The sequence below is a fragment of the Kitasatospora sp. NPDC057015 genome (assembly GCF_042673745.1).
Taxonomy (GTDB): Bacteria; Actinomycetota; Actinomycetes; order Streptomycetales; family Streptomycetaceae; genus Kitasatospora.
In genome coordinates, this window is the sequence record NZ_JBHUSG010000012.1 from 113,304 (window position 1) to 131,533 (window position 18,230).

The following is an 18,230-nucleotide window of genomic DNA, read 5'->3' on the forward strand; positions in this document are numbered from 1 at the left end:
ATCTGACTCTTCGTCATCATGCGCGCACGTCAGATCTCCTGACGGATCGACGCCAACAACTCCAACGTCGCCCGGGGCGACAGGCTGTCGGCCGCCAGCCGGTCCATCGCCCGACCGTACTCGGCGACCTGGTCCGGCTTGTCCAGGTACAGCGCACTGGTGAACTGCTCCAGGTACACCACGTCCGCCAGGTCCGGCTCAGGGAACCCCAGCAGCGAGAAGGCGCCCGCCTCCGCCCGCACCCCGCCCACGCCCAGCGGCATCACCCGCAGGTCCACCCTCGGCAGGGCCGCGAACTCGGCCAGCCGGTCGATCTGCTCCCGCATCACCTGCGCCCCGCCCCAGGGCCGGCGCAGCGCCGCCTCGTCGATGACGGCCAGCAGGCTCGGCCCCGGCTCGGCCGTGAGCAGCCGCCGGCGCCTGGTACGGGCCTCGACCCGGCGCTCGATCTCCTCCGGCCGCGCCCCGGGGTTCCCGAGGGCGAAGACGGCCCGCGCGTAGTCGGCCGTCTGCAGCAGCCCGGGGATGAACTGCACCTCGTAGCTGCGGATCTCGGAGGCGGCCTCCTCCAGGCCCAGGTACGTCTGGAACCAGATCGGCAGCACGTCGCCGTAACCGTGCCACCAGGAGGGCGCGTTGGCCTCACCGACCAGCCCGAGCACCGCCGTCCGCTCCCCGTCCGCGCGGACCCCGTACAGGGTGAGGAGGTCGGCCACGTCCCGCTCCTTGAAGCTCACCCGGCCCAGCTCCATCCGGCTGATCTTCGACTCGGACGCCCGGATCGAGTACCCCGCCTGCTCCCGCGAGACGCCGCTGGCCTCACGCAACCGGCGCAGCTGGGACCCCAGCATCAGCCGCCGCACAGTCGTCCCGCCACCGGTCTGCGTTGTGCCCATCCCGCGATCCTCCGCCTCTCACGCGCCCGCCAGGCCTACCGCCGCAGTCTGCCACCTAGCACTGACATTCGGCGCCGAAACCAACGGACGATACACAACTGTGGTACGCAGAAAGGCCCGTGGGGCCAACCACCACCACTGCGCCGACCCGGCCCCCCGCCCAGACACCCCCGACACCCCCACCCGCCCCGCCACAACCCCGCCCCCCAAACCCCACAACCGGCGCCCACAACCGGTCTCCCACACCCGGCCCCCAACCCACTCCGCCCAGCGCGCTCCAAGCCGAAGGGGCGCTCCAAGCCGCCCCGGAGGCGAGCGAGCGCCCCACAAGGCAGCCCCCACCCACCCCGCAGTGACCGCACCCCCGGCCAGCGCGCTCCGAGCCGAAGGGGCGCGCCGGTGCCGAAAGGGAGAGAGCGAGGAAGGGAGCGAAGCGACCGCGGGAGCGACGACCGTCGGCACCGGACCAAAGCGCCCCGGAGGCGAGCGAGCGCCCCAATAAAAAACAGCACCTGCCCCCAACTTGGTCGGGGAGGGGGCAGGTGCTGTCATGACCGCATTGGCCCGGCGGCTCTGGCGGGTCGGCGGTTGGTGCAGCCCGGCGATGCGGCACCGGGCGGTACGGGGTCGATCCGGTCAGACCACCAGGGGGCGGTCGGTGGGGCGGATCGGGGCGGGCAGGGCGGTCTTGCCGCCGAGGAACTTGTCCACCGCGGCGGCGGCGGAACGGCCCTCGGCGATGGCCCAGACGATCAGCGACTGGCCGCGGCCGGCGTCACCGCAGACGTACACGCCGTCCACGTTGGTGGCGAAGGCGCCGTCCCGGTTGATGTTGCCGCGGGCGTCGAGGTCGACGCCCAGCTGCTCGACCAGGCCGTTGGCGGTGTCGGTGCCGGTGAAGCCCATGGCGAGGGTGACGAGCTGGGCCGGGATGGACCGCTCGGTGCCCTCGACCGGCTGGAACCGGCCGTCCTTGAACTCGACCTCGACGAGGTGGAGCTCCTGGACGTTGCCGTCCTCGTCGCCGGTGAAGTGGGTGGTGTTCACGCTGTACACGCGCTCACCGCCCTCCTCGTGCGCGGAGGTGACCTTGTAGAGCATCGGCATGGTCGGCCACGGCTGGCCGGTGGGCCGGTCGTCGCCGGGGCGCGGCATGATCTCCAGCTGGGTGACCGAGGCCGCCCCCTGGCGCAGCGCGGTGCCGAGGCAGTCCGCGCCGGTGTCGCCGCCGCCGATGACGACCACGTGCTTGCCCTTGGCGCTGATGGGCGTCTCGACGAAGTCGCCCTCCTGCACCTTGTTGGCGAGCGGCAGGTACTCCATCGCCTGGTGGATGCCCTTGAGCTCCCGGCCGGGGACGGGCAGGTCACGGGCGGTGGTGGCGCCGGCCGCGACGACGACGGCGTCGAAGCGCTCGCGCAGCTGCTGGCCGGTGATGTCCTCGCCGACGCTGACGCCGGTGCGGAAGCGGGTGCCCTCCGCGCGCATCTGCTCGACGCGGCGGTTGATGTGGCGCTTCTCCATCTTGAACTCGGGGATGCCGTAGCGCAGCAGGCCGCCGATGCGGTCGGCGCGCTCGTACACCACCACCGTGTGCCCGGCCCGGGTGAGCTGCTGGGCGACGGCGAGGCCGGCCGGGCCGGAGCCGACGACGGCCACGGTCTTGCCGGACAGGCGCTCGGGGATCTGCGGCGTGACGCCGCCGTTGTCCCACGCCTTGTCGATGATGGTGACCTCGACGTTCTTGATGGTCACCGCGTCCTGGTTGATCCCGAGCACGCACGCCGACTCGCAGGGAGCCGGGCAGAGGCGGCCGGTGAACTCCGGGAAGTTGTTGGTCGCGTGCAGGCGCTCGATCGCGCCGGACCAGTCGTCCCGGTAGGCCAGGTCGTTCCACTCGGGGATGAGGTTCCCGAGCGGGCAGCCGTTGTGGCAGAACGGGATGCCGCAGTCCATGCAGCGGCCGGCCTGCTTGGTGATGATCGGAAGGAGGCTGCGCTCGACGTAGACCTCGTTCCAGTCCCGGATCCGGACGTCGACCGGGCGACGCTCGGCGAGCTGCTTGGGCGTGGTCAGGAAGCCCTTGGGGTCAGCCACGTGCCGCCTCCATCATCTTGCGAGTGGTCTCGGACTCGGAGAGCCCGTCGCGCTCAGCGGCATCCTTGGCGGCGAGCACAGCCTTGTAGTCGGTCGGCATGATCTTGGAGAAGCGGGAGACCCCGCCGCCCCAGTCGGCCAGGAGCTCGGCGGCCACGGTGGAGCCGGTCTCCTCGTAGTGCTGCTGCACGGTCTCGCGCAGCCAGTCGCGGTCGGCGTTGGTCGGGGCCTCGATGCCCACCATGCCGTCGTTCACGTTCGCCGGGCGCAGGTCCAGGACGTACGCGATGCCGCCGGACATGCCCGCGGCCAGGTTGCGGCCGGTCTCGCCGAGGACGACGACCCGCCCGCCGGTCATGTACTCCAGGCCGTGGTCGCCCACGCCCTCGACGACCAGGGTAGCGCCGGAGTTGCGGACGGCGAAGCGCTCGCCGGCCTTGCCCCGCAGGTGGATGCGGCCGCTGGTGGCACCGTACCCGATGGTGTTGCCGGCGATCACGTGGTTCTGGGCGTCGGCGCCGATGGCGGCCGCGTCGCGCGCCGGGCGCACGACCAGCACGCCGCCGGAGAGGCCCTTGCCGACGTAGTCGTTGGCGTCGCCCTCCAGGCGCAGCGTGACGCCGCGCGGCACGAAGGCGCCGAAGGACTGGCCGGCGCTACCGGTGAAGGTGACGTCGATGGTGCCCTCGGGCAGGCCCTCGCCGCGGTACCGCTTGGTCACCTCGTGGCCGAGCATGGTGCCGACGGTGCGGTTGACGTTGCGGATCGGCAGCTGGATGCGGACGGCGTCGCCGCGCTCCAGGGCGTCCTCGGCCAGCGCGATCAGCTGGTTGTCGAGCGCCTTGTCGAGCGAGTGGTCCTGCGTGGTGGTGTTGTGCAGGGCCGCGCCCTCGGGCAGCTCGGGCACGTGGAAGAGCGGCGCCAGGTCGAGACCGGCGGCCTTCCAGTGCGTGATCGCCTCGGCCGCGTCGATGTGCTCGGCGTGGCCGACGGCCTCCTCGATGGTGCGGAAGCCCAGCTCGGCGAGGATCTCGCGGACCTCCTCCGCGATGAACTCGAAGAAGTTCACCACGAACTCGGGCTTGCCGGTGAAGCGCTCGCGCAGCACCGGGTTCTGGGTGGCGACGCCGACCGGGCAGGTGTCCAGGTGGCAGACGCGCATCATGATGCAGCCGGAGACGACGAGCGGCGCGGTCGCGAAACCGAACTCCTCGGCGCCGAGCAGCGCGGCGATGACGACGTCGCGGCCGGTCTTGAGCTGGCCGTCGGTCTGCACCACGATGCGGTCGCGCAGGCCGTTGAGCAGCAGGGTCTGCTGGGTCTCGGCGAGGCCGAGCTCCCAGGGGCCGCCCGCGTGCTTGAGCGAGGTGAGCGGCGAGGCGCCGGTGCCGCCGTCGTGGCCGGAGACCAGCACGACGTCCGCGTGCGCCTTGGAGACGCCGGCCGCGACCGTGCCCACGCCGACCTCGGAGACCAGCTTCACGTGGATGCGGGCCGCCGGGTTGGCGTTCTTGAGGTCGTGGATCAGCTGAGCCAGGTCCTCGATGGAGTAGATGTCGTGGTGCGGCGGCGGGGAGATCAGGCCGACGCCCGGGGTGGAGTGCCGGGTCCTGGCGACCCACGGGTAGACCTTGTGGCCGGGCAGCTGGCCGCCCTCGCCGGGCTTGGCGCCCTGGGCCATCTTGATCTGGATGTCGTCCGCGTTGACCAGGTACTCGCTGGTGACGCCGAAGCGGCCGGAGGCGACCTGCTTGATGGACGAGCGGCGCTCCGGGTCGTACAGGCGCTCCGGGTCCTCGCCGCCCTCACCGGTGTTGGACTTGCCGCCGAGGCGGTTCATCGCGATGGCGAGCGTCTCGTGCGCCTCCATCGAGATGGAGCCGTAGGACATGGCGCCGGTGGAGAACCGCTTGACGATCTCGGAGACCGGCTCGACCTCGTCGACGGAGATCGGGGCGCGGCCCTTGCCGTCGAGCTTGAACAGGCCGCGCAGCGTCATCAGGCGCTCGGACTGCTCGTTCACCCGCTCGGTGTACTGCTTGAAGATGTCGTACCGGCGGCTGCGGGTGGAGTGCTGCAGGCGGAACACCGTGTCCGGGTCGAACAGGTGCGGCTCGCCCTCGCGGCGCCACTGGTACTCGCCGCCGATGTCCAGCGCGCGGTGCGCGGCGGTGATGCCGGAGGCGGGGTAGGCCTTGGCGTGGCGCGCGGCCACCTCCTTGGCGACCTGCTCCAGGCCGATGCCGCCGAGCTTGGTGGTGGTGCCGGCGAAGTAGGTGTCCACGGTCTGCTGGTCGAGGCCGATGACCTCGAAGACCTGGGCGCCGCGGTAGGAGGCGACGGTGGAGATGCCCATCTTCGACATGACCTTCAGGACGCCCTTGCCGAGCGCCTTGATGAGGTTCTTGATGGCCTTGTCGGCCTCGATGCCCTCGATGAACACGCCCTGCGCGACGAGGTCCTCGACGGACTCCATCGCCAGGTACGGGTTGACCGCGCCGGCGCCGTAGCCGACCAGCAGGGCCACGTGGTGGACCTCGCGGACGTCGCCGGCCTCCACGATCAGCGACACCTGGGTGCGCTGCTTGGTGCGGATCAGGTGGTGGTGCACGGCGGAGGTGAGCAGCAGCGAGGGGATCGGCGCGTGCTCGGCGTCCGAGTGGCGGTCGGAGAGGACGACGATGCGGGCGCCGTCGGCGATCGCCGCGTCGGCCTCGGCCGCGATGGCCTTCAGGCGGGCGGCGAGCGCCTCGCCGCCGCCGGAGACCCGGTAGAGGCCGGAGAGCGTGACGGCCTTGAGACCGGGCTGGTCGCCGTCGGCGTTGATGTGGACCAGCTTGGCCAGCTCGTCGTTGTCGATCACCGGGAAGGTGATGCCGACCGAGCGGCAGGCGGCGGCCTCGGCGGCCAGCAGGTTGCCCTCGGGGCCGAGGTTGCTCAGCAGCGAGGTGACGAGCTCCTCGCGGATGGCGTCCAGCGGCGGGTTGGTGACCTGCGCGAAGAGCTGGATGAAGTAGTCGAACAGCAGGCGCGGCTTCTCGGAGAGCGCCGCGATCGGGCTGTCGGTGCCCATCGAGCCGAGTGCCTCGCCGCCGGTGCGGGCCATCGGGGCGAGGATGACGCGCAGCTCCTCCTCGGTGTACCCGAAGGTCTGCTGGCGGCGGGTGACGGAGGCGTGGGTGTGCGCGATGTGCTCGCGCTCGGGGAGCTTGGCGAGCTGGATCTGGCCGGCGGCGATCCACTCTTCGTACGGGTGCTCCGCGGCGAGGGAGGACTTGATCTCCTCGTCCTCGACGATGCGGTGCTCCGCGGTGTCGATGAGGAACATCTTGCCGGGCTGCAGGCGGCCCTTCTTGACCACCGTCTCCTGCTCCAGGTCGAGCACGCCGACCTCGGAGGAGAGGACGACCAGGCCGTCCTCGGTGATCCAGTAGCGGGCGGGGCGCAGGCCGTTGCGGTCGAGGACCGCGCCGATCTGGGTGCCGTCGGTGAAGGTGACGCAGGCCGGGCCGTCCCAGGGCTCCATCAGGTTGGAGTGGTACTGGTAGAAGGCGCGGCGGGCGGGCTCCATGGTGGCGTGGTTCTCCCACGCCTCCGGGATCATCATCAGCACCGAGTGCGGCAGCGAGCGGCCGCCGAGGTGGAGCAGCTCCAGGACCTCGTCGAAGGACGCGGAGTCGGAGTGGTCCGGGGTACAGATCGGGAAGATCCGCTCCAGGCCCCGGCCGTTCTTGTTGGCCGGGATGAGGTCGGTGGCGAGCTGGGACTCGCGCGCGGTCATCCAGTTCCGGTTGCCCTTGACCGTGTTGATCTCGCCGTTGTGCGCGACGAAGCGGTACGGGTGGGCGAGCGGCCAGCTGGGGAACGTGTTGGTGGAGAAGCGCGAGTGGATCAGGCCGATCGCGGAGGCGTAGAGCCGGTCCGACAGGTCGGGGAAGAAGGGCTCCAGCTGACCGGTGGTCAGCATGCCCTTGTAGACGATGGTGCGGGCGGAGAGCGACGGGAAGTACACGCCGGCCTCGCGCTCGGCGCGCTTGCGCACGACGAAGGCGACACGGTCCAGCTCGATGCTGGTAAGGTCACCCTTACTTTCGGCGGCCGCGAGGAACACCTGACGGAAGCGCGGCATGACCGAGCGGGCGGTGGCACCGAGCAGGTCGGGGGTGACCGGGACCTCGCGCCAGCCGAGGACGGCGAGGTCCTCGTCGGCGGCGATGGCCTCGATCTGGGTGACGGCGGCGGAGGCGGCCTCGTCCTCGTCGGGGAGGAAGGCGATGCCGACCGCGTAGGAGCCGGCGGCGGGGAGCTCGAAGTCGACCTTGGAGCGCAGGAACGCGTCGGGGACCTGGGTCAGGATGCCCGCGCCGTCACCGGAGTCCGGCTCGGCGCCCGTGGCACCGCGGTGCTCCAGGTTGCGCAGGACGGTGAGCGCCTGCTCGACGATCTTGTGGTCGGCGATGCCGGTCAGCGTCGCGACGAAGCCGACGCCGCAGGCGTCGTGCTCGTTCCGCGGGTCGTACAGGCCCTGAGCAGCAGGTCGCGCATCCGGAACGAGCGCGTACGGCGAGCGCGATGCGCCGGCCTTGGGCTCGTTGTCGGAGTGCATGGATGCAGACAGCATCGGCTCTCCCGTCGTCGTCTTGGTATTGGGGGCCCGCCCGGCCGAGGGCCTGGAACGGACTCTGTGCAACAGGGACGACGTTGGCCCTCTGCGATTTCGTGCAGGTTACATGATGCCCGACATCCCGGGAAGTGGACATTGGCGTCCACATGGCGGACGCAAACCCCAGGTCAGGGCCTATTACCCACCGGTAGCACCGGCTGGGGAAGGCGAACACCCGTCCGCACGCTTCCACCAGTGTGCCCGCATGCCGCAGGACTGAAACAGAGGCGAAACGCCCCCGAACCAAGATCGCCCCAGGGTGACCTGCGATTCTCACCCGGATGCCGACCCGCGGATTGGATTCCTCGGGCCGACGGGCTCGAAGGCGATGCTAGGACAACCGAGCACCTCACCCCCATGTGCGGAACGTCACGCGCCCGGCGGCATAACCATGCATCAGTCTGTGGCATCGCACGACGGCGCGGACGAGGGACGGGCCGACCCGCCCCCGCCACCCCGCCCGCGCCGTCCGAACAGGCCGTTCTCCCCCGTCTCCCCCGGTCGCCCCGGCGGGCGCCGCCGGCCTCAGCCGACCGCGCCGCCGATCAGCAGACCCATCAGGTACGTCACGGCCGCCGCCGCCCCGCCCAGCACCAGCTGGCGCACCCCGCTGAACCACCAGCTGCGCGCCGTCACCCGGGCCACCACCGCGCCGCAGGCGAAGAGACCGGCCAGCGACAGCAGCAGCGCCGGCAGCAGCGAGGTGGCGCCGAGCAGGTACGGCAGCAGCGGCAGCAGCGCGCCCACCGCGAAGCAGACGAACGAGGAGGCGGCCGCGACCAGCGGCGAGGGGAGGTCGTTCGGGTCGATGCCGAGCTCCTCCCGGGCGTGGATCTCCAGCGTCCGGTCCGGGTCCGCCGACAGCTGGCGGGCCACCTCCAGCGCGAGCTCCGGGTCGACGCCGCGCGAGGCGTACAGCTCGGCCAGCTCGGCCAGCTCGCCGTGCGGGTTGCGGCTGAGCTCCAGCCGCTCGGCCTCGATCTCGGCCTGCACCAGCTCACGCTGCGAGGCGACCGAGGTGTACTCCCCCGCGGCCATCGAGCAGGCGCCGGCGGCGAGGCCGGCCAGCCCGGTCAGGACGACCGTGCCGCTGGACACCGCGCCGCCGACCACACCGGTCATCAGGGCGAAGTTGGAGACCAGCCCGTCCATCGCGCCGAACACCGCCGGCCGCAGCCAGCCGCCGTTCACGTCCCGGTGGTGGCCCTCCGCGGGGACCTTCGGCTTGGGGTTCCGGTCGTCGGCGATGCGCTCGGCCATGGTCACGGTCACGTCGTCGGTCCTCCGTCACTGCTCTCCCCAGCCCGTACGCGGGCACGGCTATGAGCCGTGAGGATAGTGCTGCCCGCCGGGCTCTCACACCAGTGAACGTAGTCCGATGATCAGGTTCTTTCCAGCAAAGTAAGGCTGTCCGAACAGCGCTCCGGCCGCCCGCCACCTGGTCGGTGGGAGCGGCCGGAACCTCGGGACGTACCTGGTCAGGGGGTCTTCTTCGACTCCGCCGGTCGCGGGAGGGCGGAGTCGCCCGCGGCCCGGGAGTCGTCCTCGGCCCGCTCCGCCCCGTCCGCCTCGTCGATCACGTCGGCCACGTCCGTCCCCGGGGCCCGGTCCGCCGCGTCCGTACCGTCGGCGGCAGCCGCGGCTGCCGCGGCGGCGCGCTCGTCCCGGGAGACCGGGTCGATGGAGTCCGGGTCCTCCCGGCCGGGCCGCTTCTTGCCCACGATCACCAGGTAGGCCACGGCGCCGAGGAAGACGACGATCGCCGTCCAGTCGTTGAGCCGCAGGCCGAGGACCCGGTGCGCCTCGTCGATCCGCAGCGCCTCGATCCAGAACCGGCCGACCGTGTAGGCGGCGACGTAGAGCGCGAAGGCCCGGCCGTGGCCGAGGGTGAAGCGGCGGTCCGCCCAGATCACCAGCAGTGCCACGCCGACGCACCAGAGCGACTCGTACAGGAAGGTCGGGTGGTAGATCCCGTGGACGACCTCGCCGTCCGGCAGGGTCTTGTCGATCTTCAGACCCCAGGGGAGCGTGGTCGCCTTGCCGTAGAGCTCCTGGTTGAACCAGTTGCCCCAGCGGCCGCAGGCCTGGGCGAGCGCGATGCCCGGCGCCAGCGCGTCCGCCCACGGCGGCAGCGGCACCCCGCGCCGGCGGGCGCCGATCCAGGCGCCGACCGCGCCGAGCGCGATCGCGCCCCAGATGCCCAGGCCGCCCTCCCAGACCTTGAAGGCGTTCCAGGGGTTACGGCCGTCCCCGAAGTACAGCTGGTGGTCGGTGATCACGTGGTAGAGACGACCGCCGACCAGCCCGAACGGGACGGCCCAGACGGCGATGTCACCCACCGTGTGCTTGGCGCCGCCGCGGGCGACCCAGCGCTTGCTGCCGAGCCAGACGGCCACGACGACACCGAGGATGATGCAGAAGGCGTACGCGCGCAGCGGGACCGGTCCCAGTTCCAGGACGCCCCGCGACGGGCTCGGAATGTAAGCGATATTCATGGCAGGGTCGACGCTACCGTGTCGACGGGCCCGATCGGCCACCGGCGAGGGTCACAGATCGCACTCGGTCCGCGCGGCCCGGCCAGGGGGGGCGAAAGCCCGGGCCCGAAAAGCGCCGACGGCCGGGGCCCGGGGCCGCAGTCCCGTGCCCCGGCCCCGACGGGAGCCCGGTCAGCCACCCGCACCCGGGGACGGGTTGTTGCTCTCCGAGGCGGTGCTGGTCGGGGCGGCGCTCTGGCCGTTGGAGCCGGGCGTGCCCAGCGTCTTGCCCTGGTTGGCGGCGTCGACCCACTTCACCAGGTTCTCCGGGGTGATCTCCTCGGTGCCCTTCTTCGGGTAGATCGGCTCGCCGTTGAGCAGCACGGTCGGCGTGGACTTGAAGCTCGACTTGTCGAAGTCCTGCTGCACGGCCGAGACCCACCCGCCGAACGTGTTGTCGTTCACGCAGGCCTGGAAGGCGGGGGTGTCCAGGCCGGGGATCGGCTTGGCCAGCGCGATCAGGGTGGCCTTGTCGCCGAAGGCGTCGTTGGTCTCGTCCGGCTGGTTGCGGTAGAGCACGTCGTGGTAGTCGCGGAAGTGCCCGGCGTCCTGCGCGCAGCCCAGCGCGTTGGCGCCGTTCCGGGAGCCCTTGCCCGGCACGGCCCGGTCGATGAACGACACGATGTGGTAGTTGGCGAAGATCTTGCCCTGGTCCTCCAGCTGGTCGATGGTCGGACCGAACTCGCGCTCGAAGCTTCCGCAGGCCGGGCAGCGCGGGTCCTCGTACACGGTGAGGGTGGCGGGGGCGTTCGACGAGCCGACCGGGATCACCAGGTTCTTGTCGCCGATGGTGCCGGCCGGCGCGGCCACCGGGGTCTCGGGCTTGGAGCGGTTGTTCTGCACCACCACGCCGACCACCGCCGCGATCGCGATCACGCCCAGGACCGCCCCGCCGACGACGAGCTTCTTGTTGCGCCTGGCCTTGGCCTCCTGCGCGGCCCGCTCCTCCTGCATCCGCTCGCGGGCGGTGCGCTTGCCATCTCGGTTCTTCTCGCTCATGTGACTGGACATCCAGGGTCGGGGCCGGGCCGGGGCCGGCGGACGGAGGTGGGGGGCCGAACGGCCCGGGCTGGCCGGGCTGGTGGGACTGCGCTGGCCGGGTGCGCGGGACGGCCTGGCGGCTCAGGCCGCCAGCCAGCCGTCGACGGAGAGCCTGGTGCGGGGCCGGTAGACCAGCCAGGCGGCCAGCAGCAGGAACCCGGTGTCGCGCAGGATCTCCTGCAGGTACTCGGTCTTCGAGGAGTCGACCGCGCCGCCGCCGCCGAAGCAGCCGCAGTCGATCGAGATGCCGCGGGCCCAGGCCGAGGCGATCCCGGCGATGAAGGCCAGCAGCAGCAGCGCGGAGACCGCGGCGACGACCCGCACCCCGAGGCCGATCACCAGCAGGACGGCGAGCGCCACCTCCAGGAAGGGCAGCGCGTAGCCGACCGGCTTGACCAGCGACTCGGGGAGGATCTCGTACGCCCGGACGGCCTGGGCGGCCTCCGCCGGGTCCGAGATCTTGGCCAGGCCGGCCCAGCCCCAGACCACGGCCAGGCCCAGCCTGACGACCGTGCCGATCCACTCCCCCGCCGGACCGTCGACGACCCGCCGCACGGCCCCGGTACCGGACCGGCCGGCGGGGTACGGGCGCGGCGGAGCGCCCTGCTGACCGGCCATCGGAAACCCCCTCGGGACACGCCGTCCGCCCTCGCCGGGCGCGGCCTCACGCGGATCTGCCGTGGTGTCACCCACGCTTTCCTGGTGAACCGTAGGGGATCGGTGGTGGTTCCTCCACATTCACCGGATTAAGCCGAATGAGTGATGTTCTGCGGTATCCGTCCTGTTCGCCCTATCGGTCACCGGCGTCGCAGCCGACCGGTCGGAGTGCACCGGCGGACTCCGGGCGGCCCGCCGCCCCCGGGCGGGCGCCCCTGGCCTCCGCGCCCGCCCGCGCCGCCTCGGCGCACTCCCAGGCCTGCCGCTCGGCCCGCTCCACACCCCGTCTGGCCAGCGCGTGTCCGACCGCGGTGTCCGCCCCGACCGCGATGCCGAGCGCCAGCGCCGCGGCCGCCGCCCGCAGCAGGACGGCTCGTTGGAGACACGGCACCGGCTGACCCCTTCGTTCACCCCGGACGGCTGAGCTGTGCACGAACGACGGATGCCGCAGGGCGTCGACGACCCGTCCCCCCACTCAACGCGGGTCAACCGCCGCTGATGCGCGGAGCCCGAACTCTTCACCCGTTCGGGTGTGGCTCCGACGTGCCGCGGGGGCGGACCGGGCACGGAGCCCGGCCGGCCCCGGCATCCGCCACCGCACCCGCGCACGCGGAAGGCCCGCCACCCCGGCGGGGTGACGGGCCTTCGGCTCGGTGCGGTGCCCGCTAGCGGCGGCGCACACCCTGCGCGAGGTCGGCGGCGAGGGCGCGGACGGCCGTCAGCGCGGCCTCCTCGTCCCCGGCGGCGTCCAGGATGCGCTGCACGAACGCGGAGCCGACGATCACGCCGTCGGCGAAGCCCGCCACCTGGGCGGCCTGGTCGGCGGTCGAGACGCCGAGGCCGACGCAGACCGGCAGGTCGGTGGTGGCCCGGGTGCGGGCGACCAGGTCCTCGGCGAGGGTGCCGACCTGTGCCCGGGAGCCCGTCACGCCCATCACGGCGGCGGCGTAGACGAAGCCGGTGCCCGCCGCGGTGACCTCGGCCAGCCGCGGGTCCTTGCTGCTCGGGGCGACCACGAAGACGGTGTCCAGGCCGTGCTCCCCGGCGGCCTTGCGCCACTCCTCGGACTCCTCGACCGGCAGGTCGGGCAGGATGCAGCCCGCTCCTCCGGCCGCGGCCAGGTCGGCGGCGAACCGGGCGGTGCCGTAGCGGTCGACCGGGTTCCAGTACGTCATCACCAGCACCGGCGCGTCGGTGGCCGCGGCCACCTCCCGCACGGTGCGCAGCACGTCCTTGATCTTCACGCCGCCGCGCAGCGCGATGTCGTCGGCGGTCTGGATGGTCGGCCCGTCCAGCACCGGGTCGGAGTGCGGCAGGCCGACCTCGACGATGTCGCAGCCGCCCTCGATCAGCGCGCGGACGGCCCGGATGCCGCCCTCGACGCTGGGGAAGCCCGCCGGGAGGTAGCCGATCAGGGCCGCCCGGCCCTCGGCCTTGGCCGCGGCCAGGGTCTCACTGAGCTTGGAAGCCACGGTCACTTACCGCCCTTGTCGTCGTAGAGGCCGAAGTACTGGGCGGCCGTGTGCATGTCCTTGTCGCCGCGCCCGGAGAGGCTGACCAGGATGGTGGCCTCGGGGCCGAGCTCGCGGCCCAGCTCCAGGGCGCCGGCCAGCGCGTGGGCGCTCTCGATGGCCGGGATGATGCCCTCGGTGCGGGACAGCAGGCGCAGCGCCTGCATGGCCTGGTCGTCGGTCACCGGGCGGTACTCGGCGCGTCCGGTGTCCTTGAGCCAGGCGTGCTCCGGGCCGATGCCGGGGTAGTCCAGGCCGGCCGAGATGGAGTGGCTCTCGATGGTCTGGCCGTCCTCGTCCTGGAGGACGTAGCTGCGGGCGCCGTGCAGCACGCCGGGCTCGCCCTTGGTGAGGGTCGCCGCGTGGCGCGGGGTGTCGACGCCCTCGCCGGCCGCCTCGCAGCCGACCAGCCGGACGCCGGCGTCCGGGATGAACTCGTGGAAGATGCCCATCGCGTTGGAGCCGCCGCCGACGCAGGCGACGACCGCGTCGGGCAGCTTGCCGGTGCGCTCGATCACCTGCTCGCGGGCCTCGACGCCGATCACCCGGTGGAAGTCGCGGACCATCATCGGGAACGGGTGCGGGCCGGCCACCGTGCCGAACAGGTAGTGCGTGCTGTCGACGTTGGCGACCCAGTCCCGGAACGCCTCGTTGATGGCGTCCTTGAGGGTGCGGCTGCCGGACTTCACGGCGACGACCTCGGCGCCGAGCATCCGCATCCGGGCCACGTTGAGCGCCTGCCGCTCGGTGTCGACCTCGCCCATGTAGATGGTGCAGTCGAAGCCGAACAGCGCGCAGGCGGTGGCGGTGGCCACGCCGTGCTGGCCGGCGCCGGTCTCGGCGATGATCCGGGTCTTGCCCATCCGGCGGGTCAGCAGGGCCTGCCCCAGCACGTTGTTGATCTTGTGCGAGCCGGTGTGGTTGAGGTCCTCGCGCTTGAGCAGGATGCGCGCGCCGCCCGCCTCGGCGGAGAAGCGGTGGACGTCGGTGAGCGGGCTCGGGCGGCCGGTGTAGTCCTTCAGCAGCGCGTCCAGCTCGGCGGTGAACGCCGGGTCGGCCTTGGCCTTCTCGTACTCCTCGGCGACCTGCTCGACGGCGGCGACCAGCGCCTCCGGGATGAAGCGGCCGCCGTACGCGCCGAAGTAGCCGCGGGCGTCGGGCACCTGGGCGCCCGGCAGGTAGTCCTTCTCGGACATGGTGGAAGTCCTTCTCGGTGATGACTGCAGTGACGTGGAAGGGCTGTGCTCAGCCGTACGTCCTGCGCCATCGGCGCCCCTGCACCTGCCCGGGCTCGCAGCCGATCACGTAGCGCACCCGCCGCCCCAGCACCCGACGTGCGGGCGCGCGGCAGCCGCGCGGGCGGCAGCCGGGAGCGAGGCGGGTGGCGAGTGACATGGCGGCGGGTCAGCCCCGGCCGGTGTTGCGCAGTGCGGGGTGGGCGCCGGCCGCGACCAGGTCGGCCACGGCCGCCTTCGGGTCCCTGCCGGTCACCAGCGACTCGCCGACCAGGACGGCGTCGGCGCCGAGGTTGGCGTACGCGATCAGGTCGTGCGGGCCGCGGACACCCGACTCGGCCACCTTGACGATGTGCGCCGGGATGCTGTCCACGACGTTGCCGAAGGTGTTGCGGTCCACCTCGAGGGTCTTGAGGTTGCGGGCGTTGACTCCGATGATCCGGGCACCGGCGTCGACCGCGCGGGCGATCTCCTCCTCGTCGTGCACCTCGACCAGCGGGGTCAGGCCGATCGACTCGGCGCGCTCGATCAGCGACACCAGGGCCGGCTGGTCGAGGGCGGCGACGATCAGCAGGGCGAGGTCGGCGCCGTGGGCGCGGGCCTCCCAGAGCTGGTACGCGGTGACGATGAAGTCCTTGCGCAGCAGCGGGGTGTCGACCGCCGCCCGGACGCTGTCCAGGTCGGCGAGCGAGCCGCCGAAGCGGCGCTGCTCGGTCAGCACGCTGATCGCGGCGGCGCCGCCGGCCGCGTAGTCGAGCGCCAGGGCCGCCGGGTCCGCGATCGCGGCCAGTGCGCCCTTGGAGGGGCTGGAGCGCTTGACCTCGCAGATCACCCGTACCCCGTCGCCGCGCAGGGCGGCCACGCCGTCCTTGGCGGTGGGAGCCTTCGCGGCGAGCTCCTTGAGCTCGTCCAGGGATACCCGGGCCTGCCGCTCCGCGAGGTCCTCACGGACCCCGTCGATGATCTCGTCGAGCACACTCACGCGGGCGCCCCCATCATTCTGCTAGTTCTGCGAGCTGCGAGCCCGGGCGACCTGCGGTCCTCCCGGCCTGGCAGTCCAGTCGAGCCGACGGCTGCGATGTCACACAGATCGGTGAGGATTCTGTGCCCGTACGCCCTCGTCGGCACTTCGATGGTATCGGCACCGGGGAGCGCGGGGCGCATCCACCCGGCGCGCGTCTCGCGGAGCGGACCGCCCCGACCACATGGCGGGCATCCGCCCGCGCCCGGCGCGCACCCGTTCAGACCACCGGAGGCGCCAGCCCGGCCCCCAGCGGCAGGTTGCGCAGCGCCATGAAGACCACCAGCAGCAACCCCAGCAGCACCGCGCGCCGGGCCCCGAGGACGACCACCGGCGCCCGGCCGCCGCTCAGCGCCGCCCACGTCCAGCGGATCCAGAACACCGCCAGCACCGCGGCGAGCGCCACCGCCAGGACGTTGTCGTGCGCCGCCGACAGCAGGTCGCCGTGGGTGAGCGCGTGGACGCTGCGCAGCCCGCCGCAGCCCGGGCACCACCAGCCGGTGGCCTGGAGCAACGGGCAGGTGGGGTAGTGGCCCGGGGCGTTCGGGTCCACCGCGGCCACGTAGATCGTGGGCGCGGCCACGGCCAGCAGGGCGGCCAGCGGGGTGCCCAGGCGGCGCAGTACGGAGGGTTGCGGCGCGGGGGCGGCGGGAGCGGCGTTCACCCGGACGATTCTGCCCCCGCCGGACCTCCGGCGGGGGCGAAGCGGTGCGGCGGGCGTGGCGCCCGCCGCACCGGGAGCACGTGTGCGCTACCGGGAGCCGCCGGCTCTCAGGCGGCGACGGCGGCCTTCTGCTTCTCGGCGGCGACGGCGGGGGCGTCCTCGTAGTACGGGCTGGGCTGGCGGCCCATGCCGGCGATCGACATCGCCTTGCCGACGACACCCGCGAGCAGGACGACCGCGAGGCCGGCCCAGACCAGGGCGACGTTCGGAATGATCATCGCGACGCCGCTGACCGTGAAGCCGATGAAGGCGATGGTCACGCCGGTCCAGGCGGCGGGGGTGTGGCCGTGTGCTGCTGCCGACATCTGATGCTGCTCCTTGGTTCTCCGGGGTCCGGCCGGGACTGCGGGGTCGAGGCAGGTCCGGGGGCTCCTGGCGGGTTGTCGTAGTCCATTGTGCCGGGCCGCCGTGCCGGGCCCCAAAGGGGGGCCGCTGTCTATCGGCTCACATGTCCGGTCACCCGGCCGGGCCGAGCGGTCGGCCCCGGGCGTCAGGTCGCGGTCGGGTCCTCGCCGCGGTCCAGCGCCTTCCAGAGGTCGGCGGGGGTGTCCCCGGCGGCCTTCGCCGGCGCCTTGCGGGTGGGGGCGTCGTAGCGGCTGCCCATGCCCGGCCAGCTCCGCCCGAAGCGGACGGTCAGCAGGCCGGCCAGCGCGATCAGCAGGCCGCCCGCCAGCGCGAGCCAGGGCCAGACGCTGTGGTCGACCTGCTCGGCCCGGGCGCCGGCCAGCGCGAGCTTGCGGGCCGCCTCGGCGTGCAGCGCGGTGGCGTCGCCGGCGTTCAGGGCGGCGCCGACCGCGACGCCCAGGCCGGCCAGCACGGTCAGGACGCCGACCGCGATCCGCCCTGCGCCGCGCACCGCGAAGACCGCCACGGCCGCCGCCAGGGCGGTCAGCGCCAGGCCGGTCGGCAGGCCCGAGACGGTACCGCCGGTCACCGAGACCCGCAGCGTGCCGCCGGTGACGCCGGCGACCGTGCCGGTGGCCCAGACCCGGCCGGCGGCGGTCAGCACCAGCACCGCGCCGAGCACCGTCAGCAGCAGCATCGGCCCGAGGGTGCGGCGGCCCGCCGCCGCGGGGGGCGTGGCGGGGGCGGCCGGGGCCGCCTCTTCGGTTCGGGGTGCGGGAAGTGCGCTCACCCGTCCAGTGTCTCCCGGGGGTCGGCCGGTCAGGCGCCCGGGGTCGGCGGGGCACCCTCGGCGGGGAACTCGCGGCCGGTCAGGCGCCCGGGGTCGGCGCGGCGCCCTCGGCAGGGAACTCGCGGCCGGTCAGGCGCCCGGGGTCGGCGCGGCGCCCTCGGCGGGGAACTCGTCGGTGCGGACCACCAGCGTGCGCTCCCCCAGCGGGAGGTAGACGTCGTTGCCGAACGGCACCCGCTCGGCGTCCCGGTACGAGCCGGTGTCCTGCGGGTCGCTGTGCACCGTGCAGACCGCCTCGGCCGGGTCGACGACCGCGTACAGCGGCACGCCGCTCCGGGCGTACACCCGGAGCTTCTTGACGAAGTCCTCGTCCTGGTCGGGCCTGGGCACCACGTCGAGGGCGGCTTCCAGGTCGTGCCACTCGTAGCGGCCACGGGCGTTGACGACGGCGCCGGGCGCCAGCACCGCGAGGTCGGGGGCGTAGCCGGAGCGGGCGGACGGGAAGTCCAGCGGGACACCCGACAGCACGTCCCCGTGCCCGGCCAGCTGGGCCTCGATCTGCGGGGCCGCCCGGAGGATCACCTTCCACCTGCTGATGCCCTGGGGCGTCATGATGACCTTCCCGTCGGTGATCTCCACCCGGTACCCCTGCGGCGGCTTCGCCACCGCGGGCTCGTCCCAGGCGCTCTCCGGAGGCGTCCCGGTCATCCCCGGCA

16 protein-coding genes are annotated in these 18,230 nt (G+C 72.8%); all 16 read right to left on the reverse strand.

Going from position 1 to position 18,230, the window contains the following annotated elements:
- Positions 1–29 precede the first annotated feature (29 nt).
- The 16 genes from ACFTWP_RS14725 to ACFTWP_RS14800 all read right to left on the reverse strand — a co-directional run bounded on the left by ACFTWP_RS14725 (position 30) and on the right by ACFTWP_RS14800 (position 18,222).
- Positions 30–896: a helix-turn-helix domain-containing protein gene (locus ACFTWP_RS14725; protein ID WP_380264883.1), complete on the reverse strand. Its 867-nt coding sequence runs from the start codon at positions 894–896 to the stop codon at positions 30–32.
- A gap of 636 nt (positions 897–1,532) precedes the next feature.
- Positions 1,533–2,993 carry a glutamate synthase subunit beta gene (locus ACFTWP_RS14730; protein WP_380264884.1) on the reverse strand — a complete coding sequence of 487 codons (1,461 nt, stop codon included), beginning with the start codon at positions 2,991–2,993 and terminating at the stop codon, positions 1,533–1,535.
- Positions 2,986–7,599, reverse strand: coding sequence for a glutamate synthase large subunit (gene gltB / locus ACFTWP_RS14735; RefSeq protein WP_380264975.1), 4,614 nt, complete (start codon positions 7,597–7,599; stop codon positions 2,986–2,988). The genes ACFTWP_RS14730 and gltB overlap by 8 nt, the downstream gene beginning before the upstream one ends.
- Positions 7,600–8,181: 582 nt before the next feature.
- On the reverse strand, positions 8,182–8,916 hold the full coding sequence (locus ACFTWP_RS14740; RefSeq protein ID WP_380264976.1) for a VIT1/CCC1 transporter family protein: 735 nt from the start codon (positions 8,914–8,916) through the stop codon (positions 8,182–8,184).
- Positions 8,917–9,134: 218 nt separating this feature from the next.
- Positions 9,135–10,151 (reverse strand): prolipoprotein diacylglyceryl transferase, encoded by a 1,017-nt coding sequence (lgt, locus tag ACFTWP_RS14745; protein WP_380264885.1) that lies wholly within the window; start codon positions 10,149–10,151, stop codon positions 9,135–9,137.
- A gap of 171 nt (positions 10,152–10,322) precedes the next feature.
- A complete protein-coding gene (locus ACFTWP_RS14750) occupies positions 10,323–11,189 on the reverse strand; it encodes a DsbA family protein (protein ID WP_380264886.1) in 867 nt (288 codons plus the stop codon).
- Positions 11,190–11,312: 123 nt separating this feature from the next.
- Complete coding sequence (locus tag ACFTWP_RS14755; RefSeq protein WP_380264887.1) at positions 11,313–11,849, reverse strand: MauE/DoxX family redox-associated membrane protein; 537 nt, start codon at positions 11,847–11,849, stop codon at positions 11,313–11,315.
- A gap of 172 nt (positions 11,850–12,021) precedes the next feature.
- Positions 12,022–12,279 (reverse strand): hypothetical protein, encoded by a 258-nt coding sequence (locus ACFTWP_RS14760; protein ID WP_380264888.1) that lies wholly within the window; start codon positions 12,277–12,279, stop codon positions 12,022–12,024.
- A 274-nt stretch (positions 12,280–12,553) separates the two neighbouring features.
- Positions 12,554–13,366, reverse strand: coding sequence for a tryptophan synthase subunit alpha (gene trpA / locus ACFTWP_RS14765; protein WP_380264889.1), 813 nt, complete (start codon positions 13,364–13,366; stop codon positions 12,554–12,556).
- On the reverse strand, positions 13,363–14,595 hold the full coding sequence (gene trpB / locus ACFTWP_RS14770) for a tryptophan synthase subunit beta (protein WP_380264890.1): 1,233 nt from the start codon (positions 14,593–14,595) through the stop codon (positions 13,363–13,365). The genes trpA and trpB overlap by 4 nt, the downstream gene beginning before the upstream one ends.
- Positions 14,596–14,644: 49 nt before the next feature.
- The gene (trpM, locus tag ACFTWP_RS14775) at positions 14,645–14,794 is read right to left on the reverse strand and encodes a tryptophan biosynthesis modulator TrpM (RefSeq protein WP_380264891.1); all 150 of its coding nucleotides are present in this window, start codon (positions 14,792–14,794) and stop codon (positions 14,645–14,647) included.
- A gap of 9 nt (positions 14,795–14,803) precedes the next feature.
- Positions 14,804–15,616: an indole-3-glycerol phosphate synthase TrpC gene (trpC, locus tag ACFTWP_RS14780; protein WP_380264892.1), complete on the reverse strand. Its 813-nt coding sequence runs from the start codon at positions 15,614–15,616 to the stop codon at positions 14,804–14,806.
- 259 nt (positions 15,617–15,875) lie between these two features.
- Positions 15,876–16,319 carry a DUF2752 domain-containing protein gene (locus ACFTWP_RS14785; protein WP_380264893.1) on the reverse strand — a complete coding sequence of 148 codons (444 nt, stop codon included), beginning with the start codon at positions 16,317–16,319 and terminating at the stop codon, positions 15,876–15,878.
- A 107-nt stretch (positions 16,320–16,426) separates the two neighbouring features.
- Positions 16,427–16,684 (reverse strand): HGxxPAAW family protein, encoded by a 258-nt coding sequence (locus ACFTWP_RS14790; RefSeq protein ID WP_380264894.1) that lies wholly within the window; start codon positions 16,682–16,684, stop codon positions 16,427–16,429.
- 185 nt (positions 16,685–16,869) lie between these two features.
- A complete protein-coding gene (locus tag ACFTWP_RS14795; protein ID WP_380264895.1) occupies positions 16,870–17,514 on the reverse strand; it encodes a TIGR02234 family membrane protein in 645 nt (214 codons plus the stop codon).
- 129 nt (positions 17,515–17,643) lie between these two features.
- A complete protein-coding gene (locus ACFTWP_RS14800) occupies positions 17,644–18,222 on the reverse strand; it encodes a Uma2 family endonuclease (protein WP_380264896.1) in 579 nt (192 codons plus the stop codon).
- Positions 18,223–18,230 lie beyond the last annotated feature (8 nt).

Bases quoted from the DNA above. Each gene is read 5' to 3' on its own strand.
- ACFTWP_RS14725 (WP_380264883.1), bottom strand. From the start codon at position 896: ATGGGCACAACGCAGACCGGTGGCGGGACGACTGTGCGGCGGCTGATG.
- gltB (WP_380264975.1), bottom strand. From the start codon at position 7,599: ATGCACTCCGACAACGAGCCCAAGGCCGGCGCATCGCGCTCGCCGTAC.
- ACFTWP_RS14740 (WP_380264976.1), bottom strand. From the start codon at position 8,916: ATGGCCGAGCGCATCGCCGACGACCGGAACCCCAAGCCGAAGGTCCCC.
- lgt (WP_380264885.1), bottom strand. From the start codon at position 10,151: ATGAATATCGCTTACATTCCGAGCCCGTCGCGGGGCGTCCTGGAACTG.
- ACFTWP_RS14750 (WP_380264886.1), bottom strand. From the start codon at position 11,189: ATGAGCGAGAAGAACCGAGATGGCAAGCGCACCGCCCGCGAGCGGATG.
- ACFTWP_RS14755 (WP_380264887.1), bottom strand. From the start codon at position 11,849: ATGGCCGGTCAGCAGGGCGCTCCGCCGCGCCCGTACCCCGCCGGCCGG.
- trpB (WP_380264890.1), bottom strand. From the start codon at position 14,595: ATGTCCGAGAAGGACTACCTGCCGGGCGCCCAGGTGCCCGACGCCCGC.
- trpM (WP_380264891.1), bottom strand. From the start codon at position 14,794: ATGTCACTCGCCACCCGCCTCGCTCCCGGCTGCCGCCCGCGCGGCTGC.
- ACFTWP_RS14790 (WP_380264894.1), bottom strand. From the start codon at position 16,684: ATGTCGGCAGCAGCACACGGCCACACCCCCGCCGCCTGGACCGGCGTG.
- ACFTWP_RS14800 (WP_380264896.1), bottom strand. From the start codon at position 18,222: ATGACCGGGACGCCTCCGGAGAGCGCCTGGGACGAGCCCGCGGTGGCG.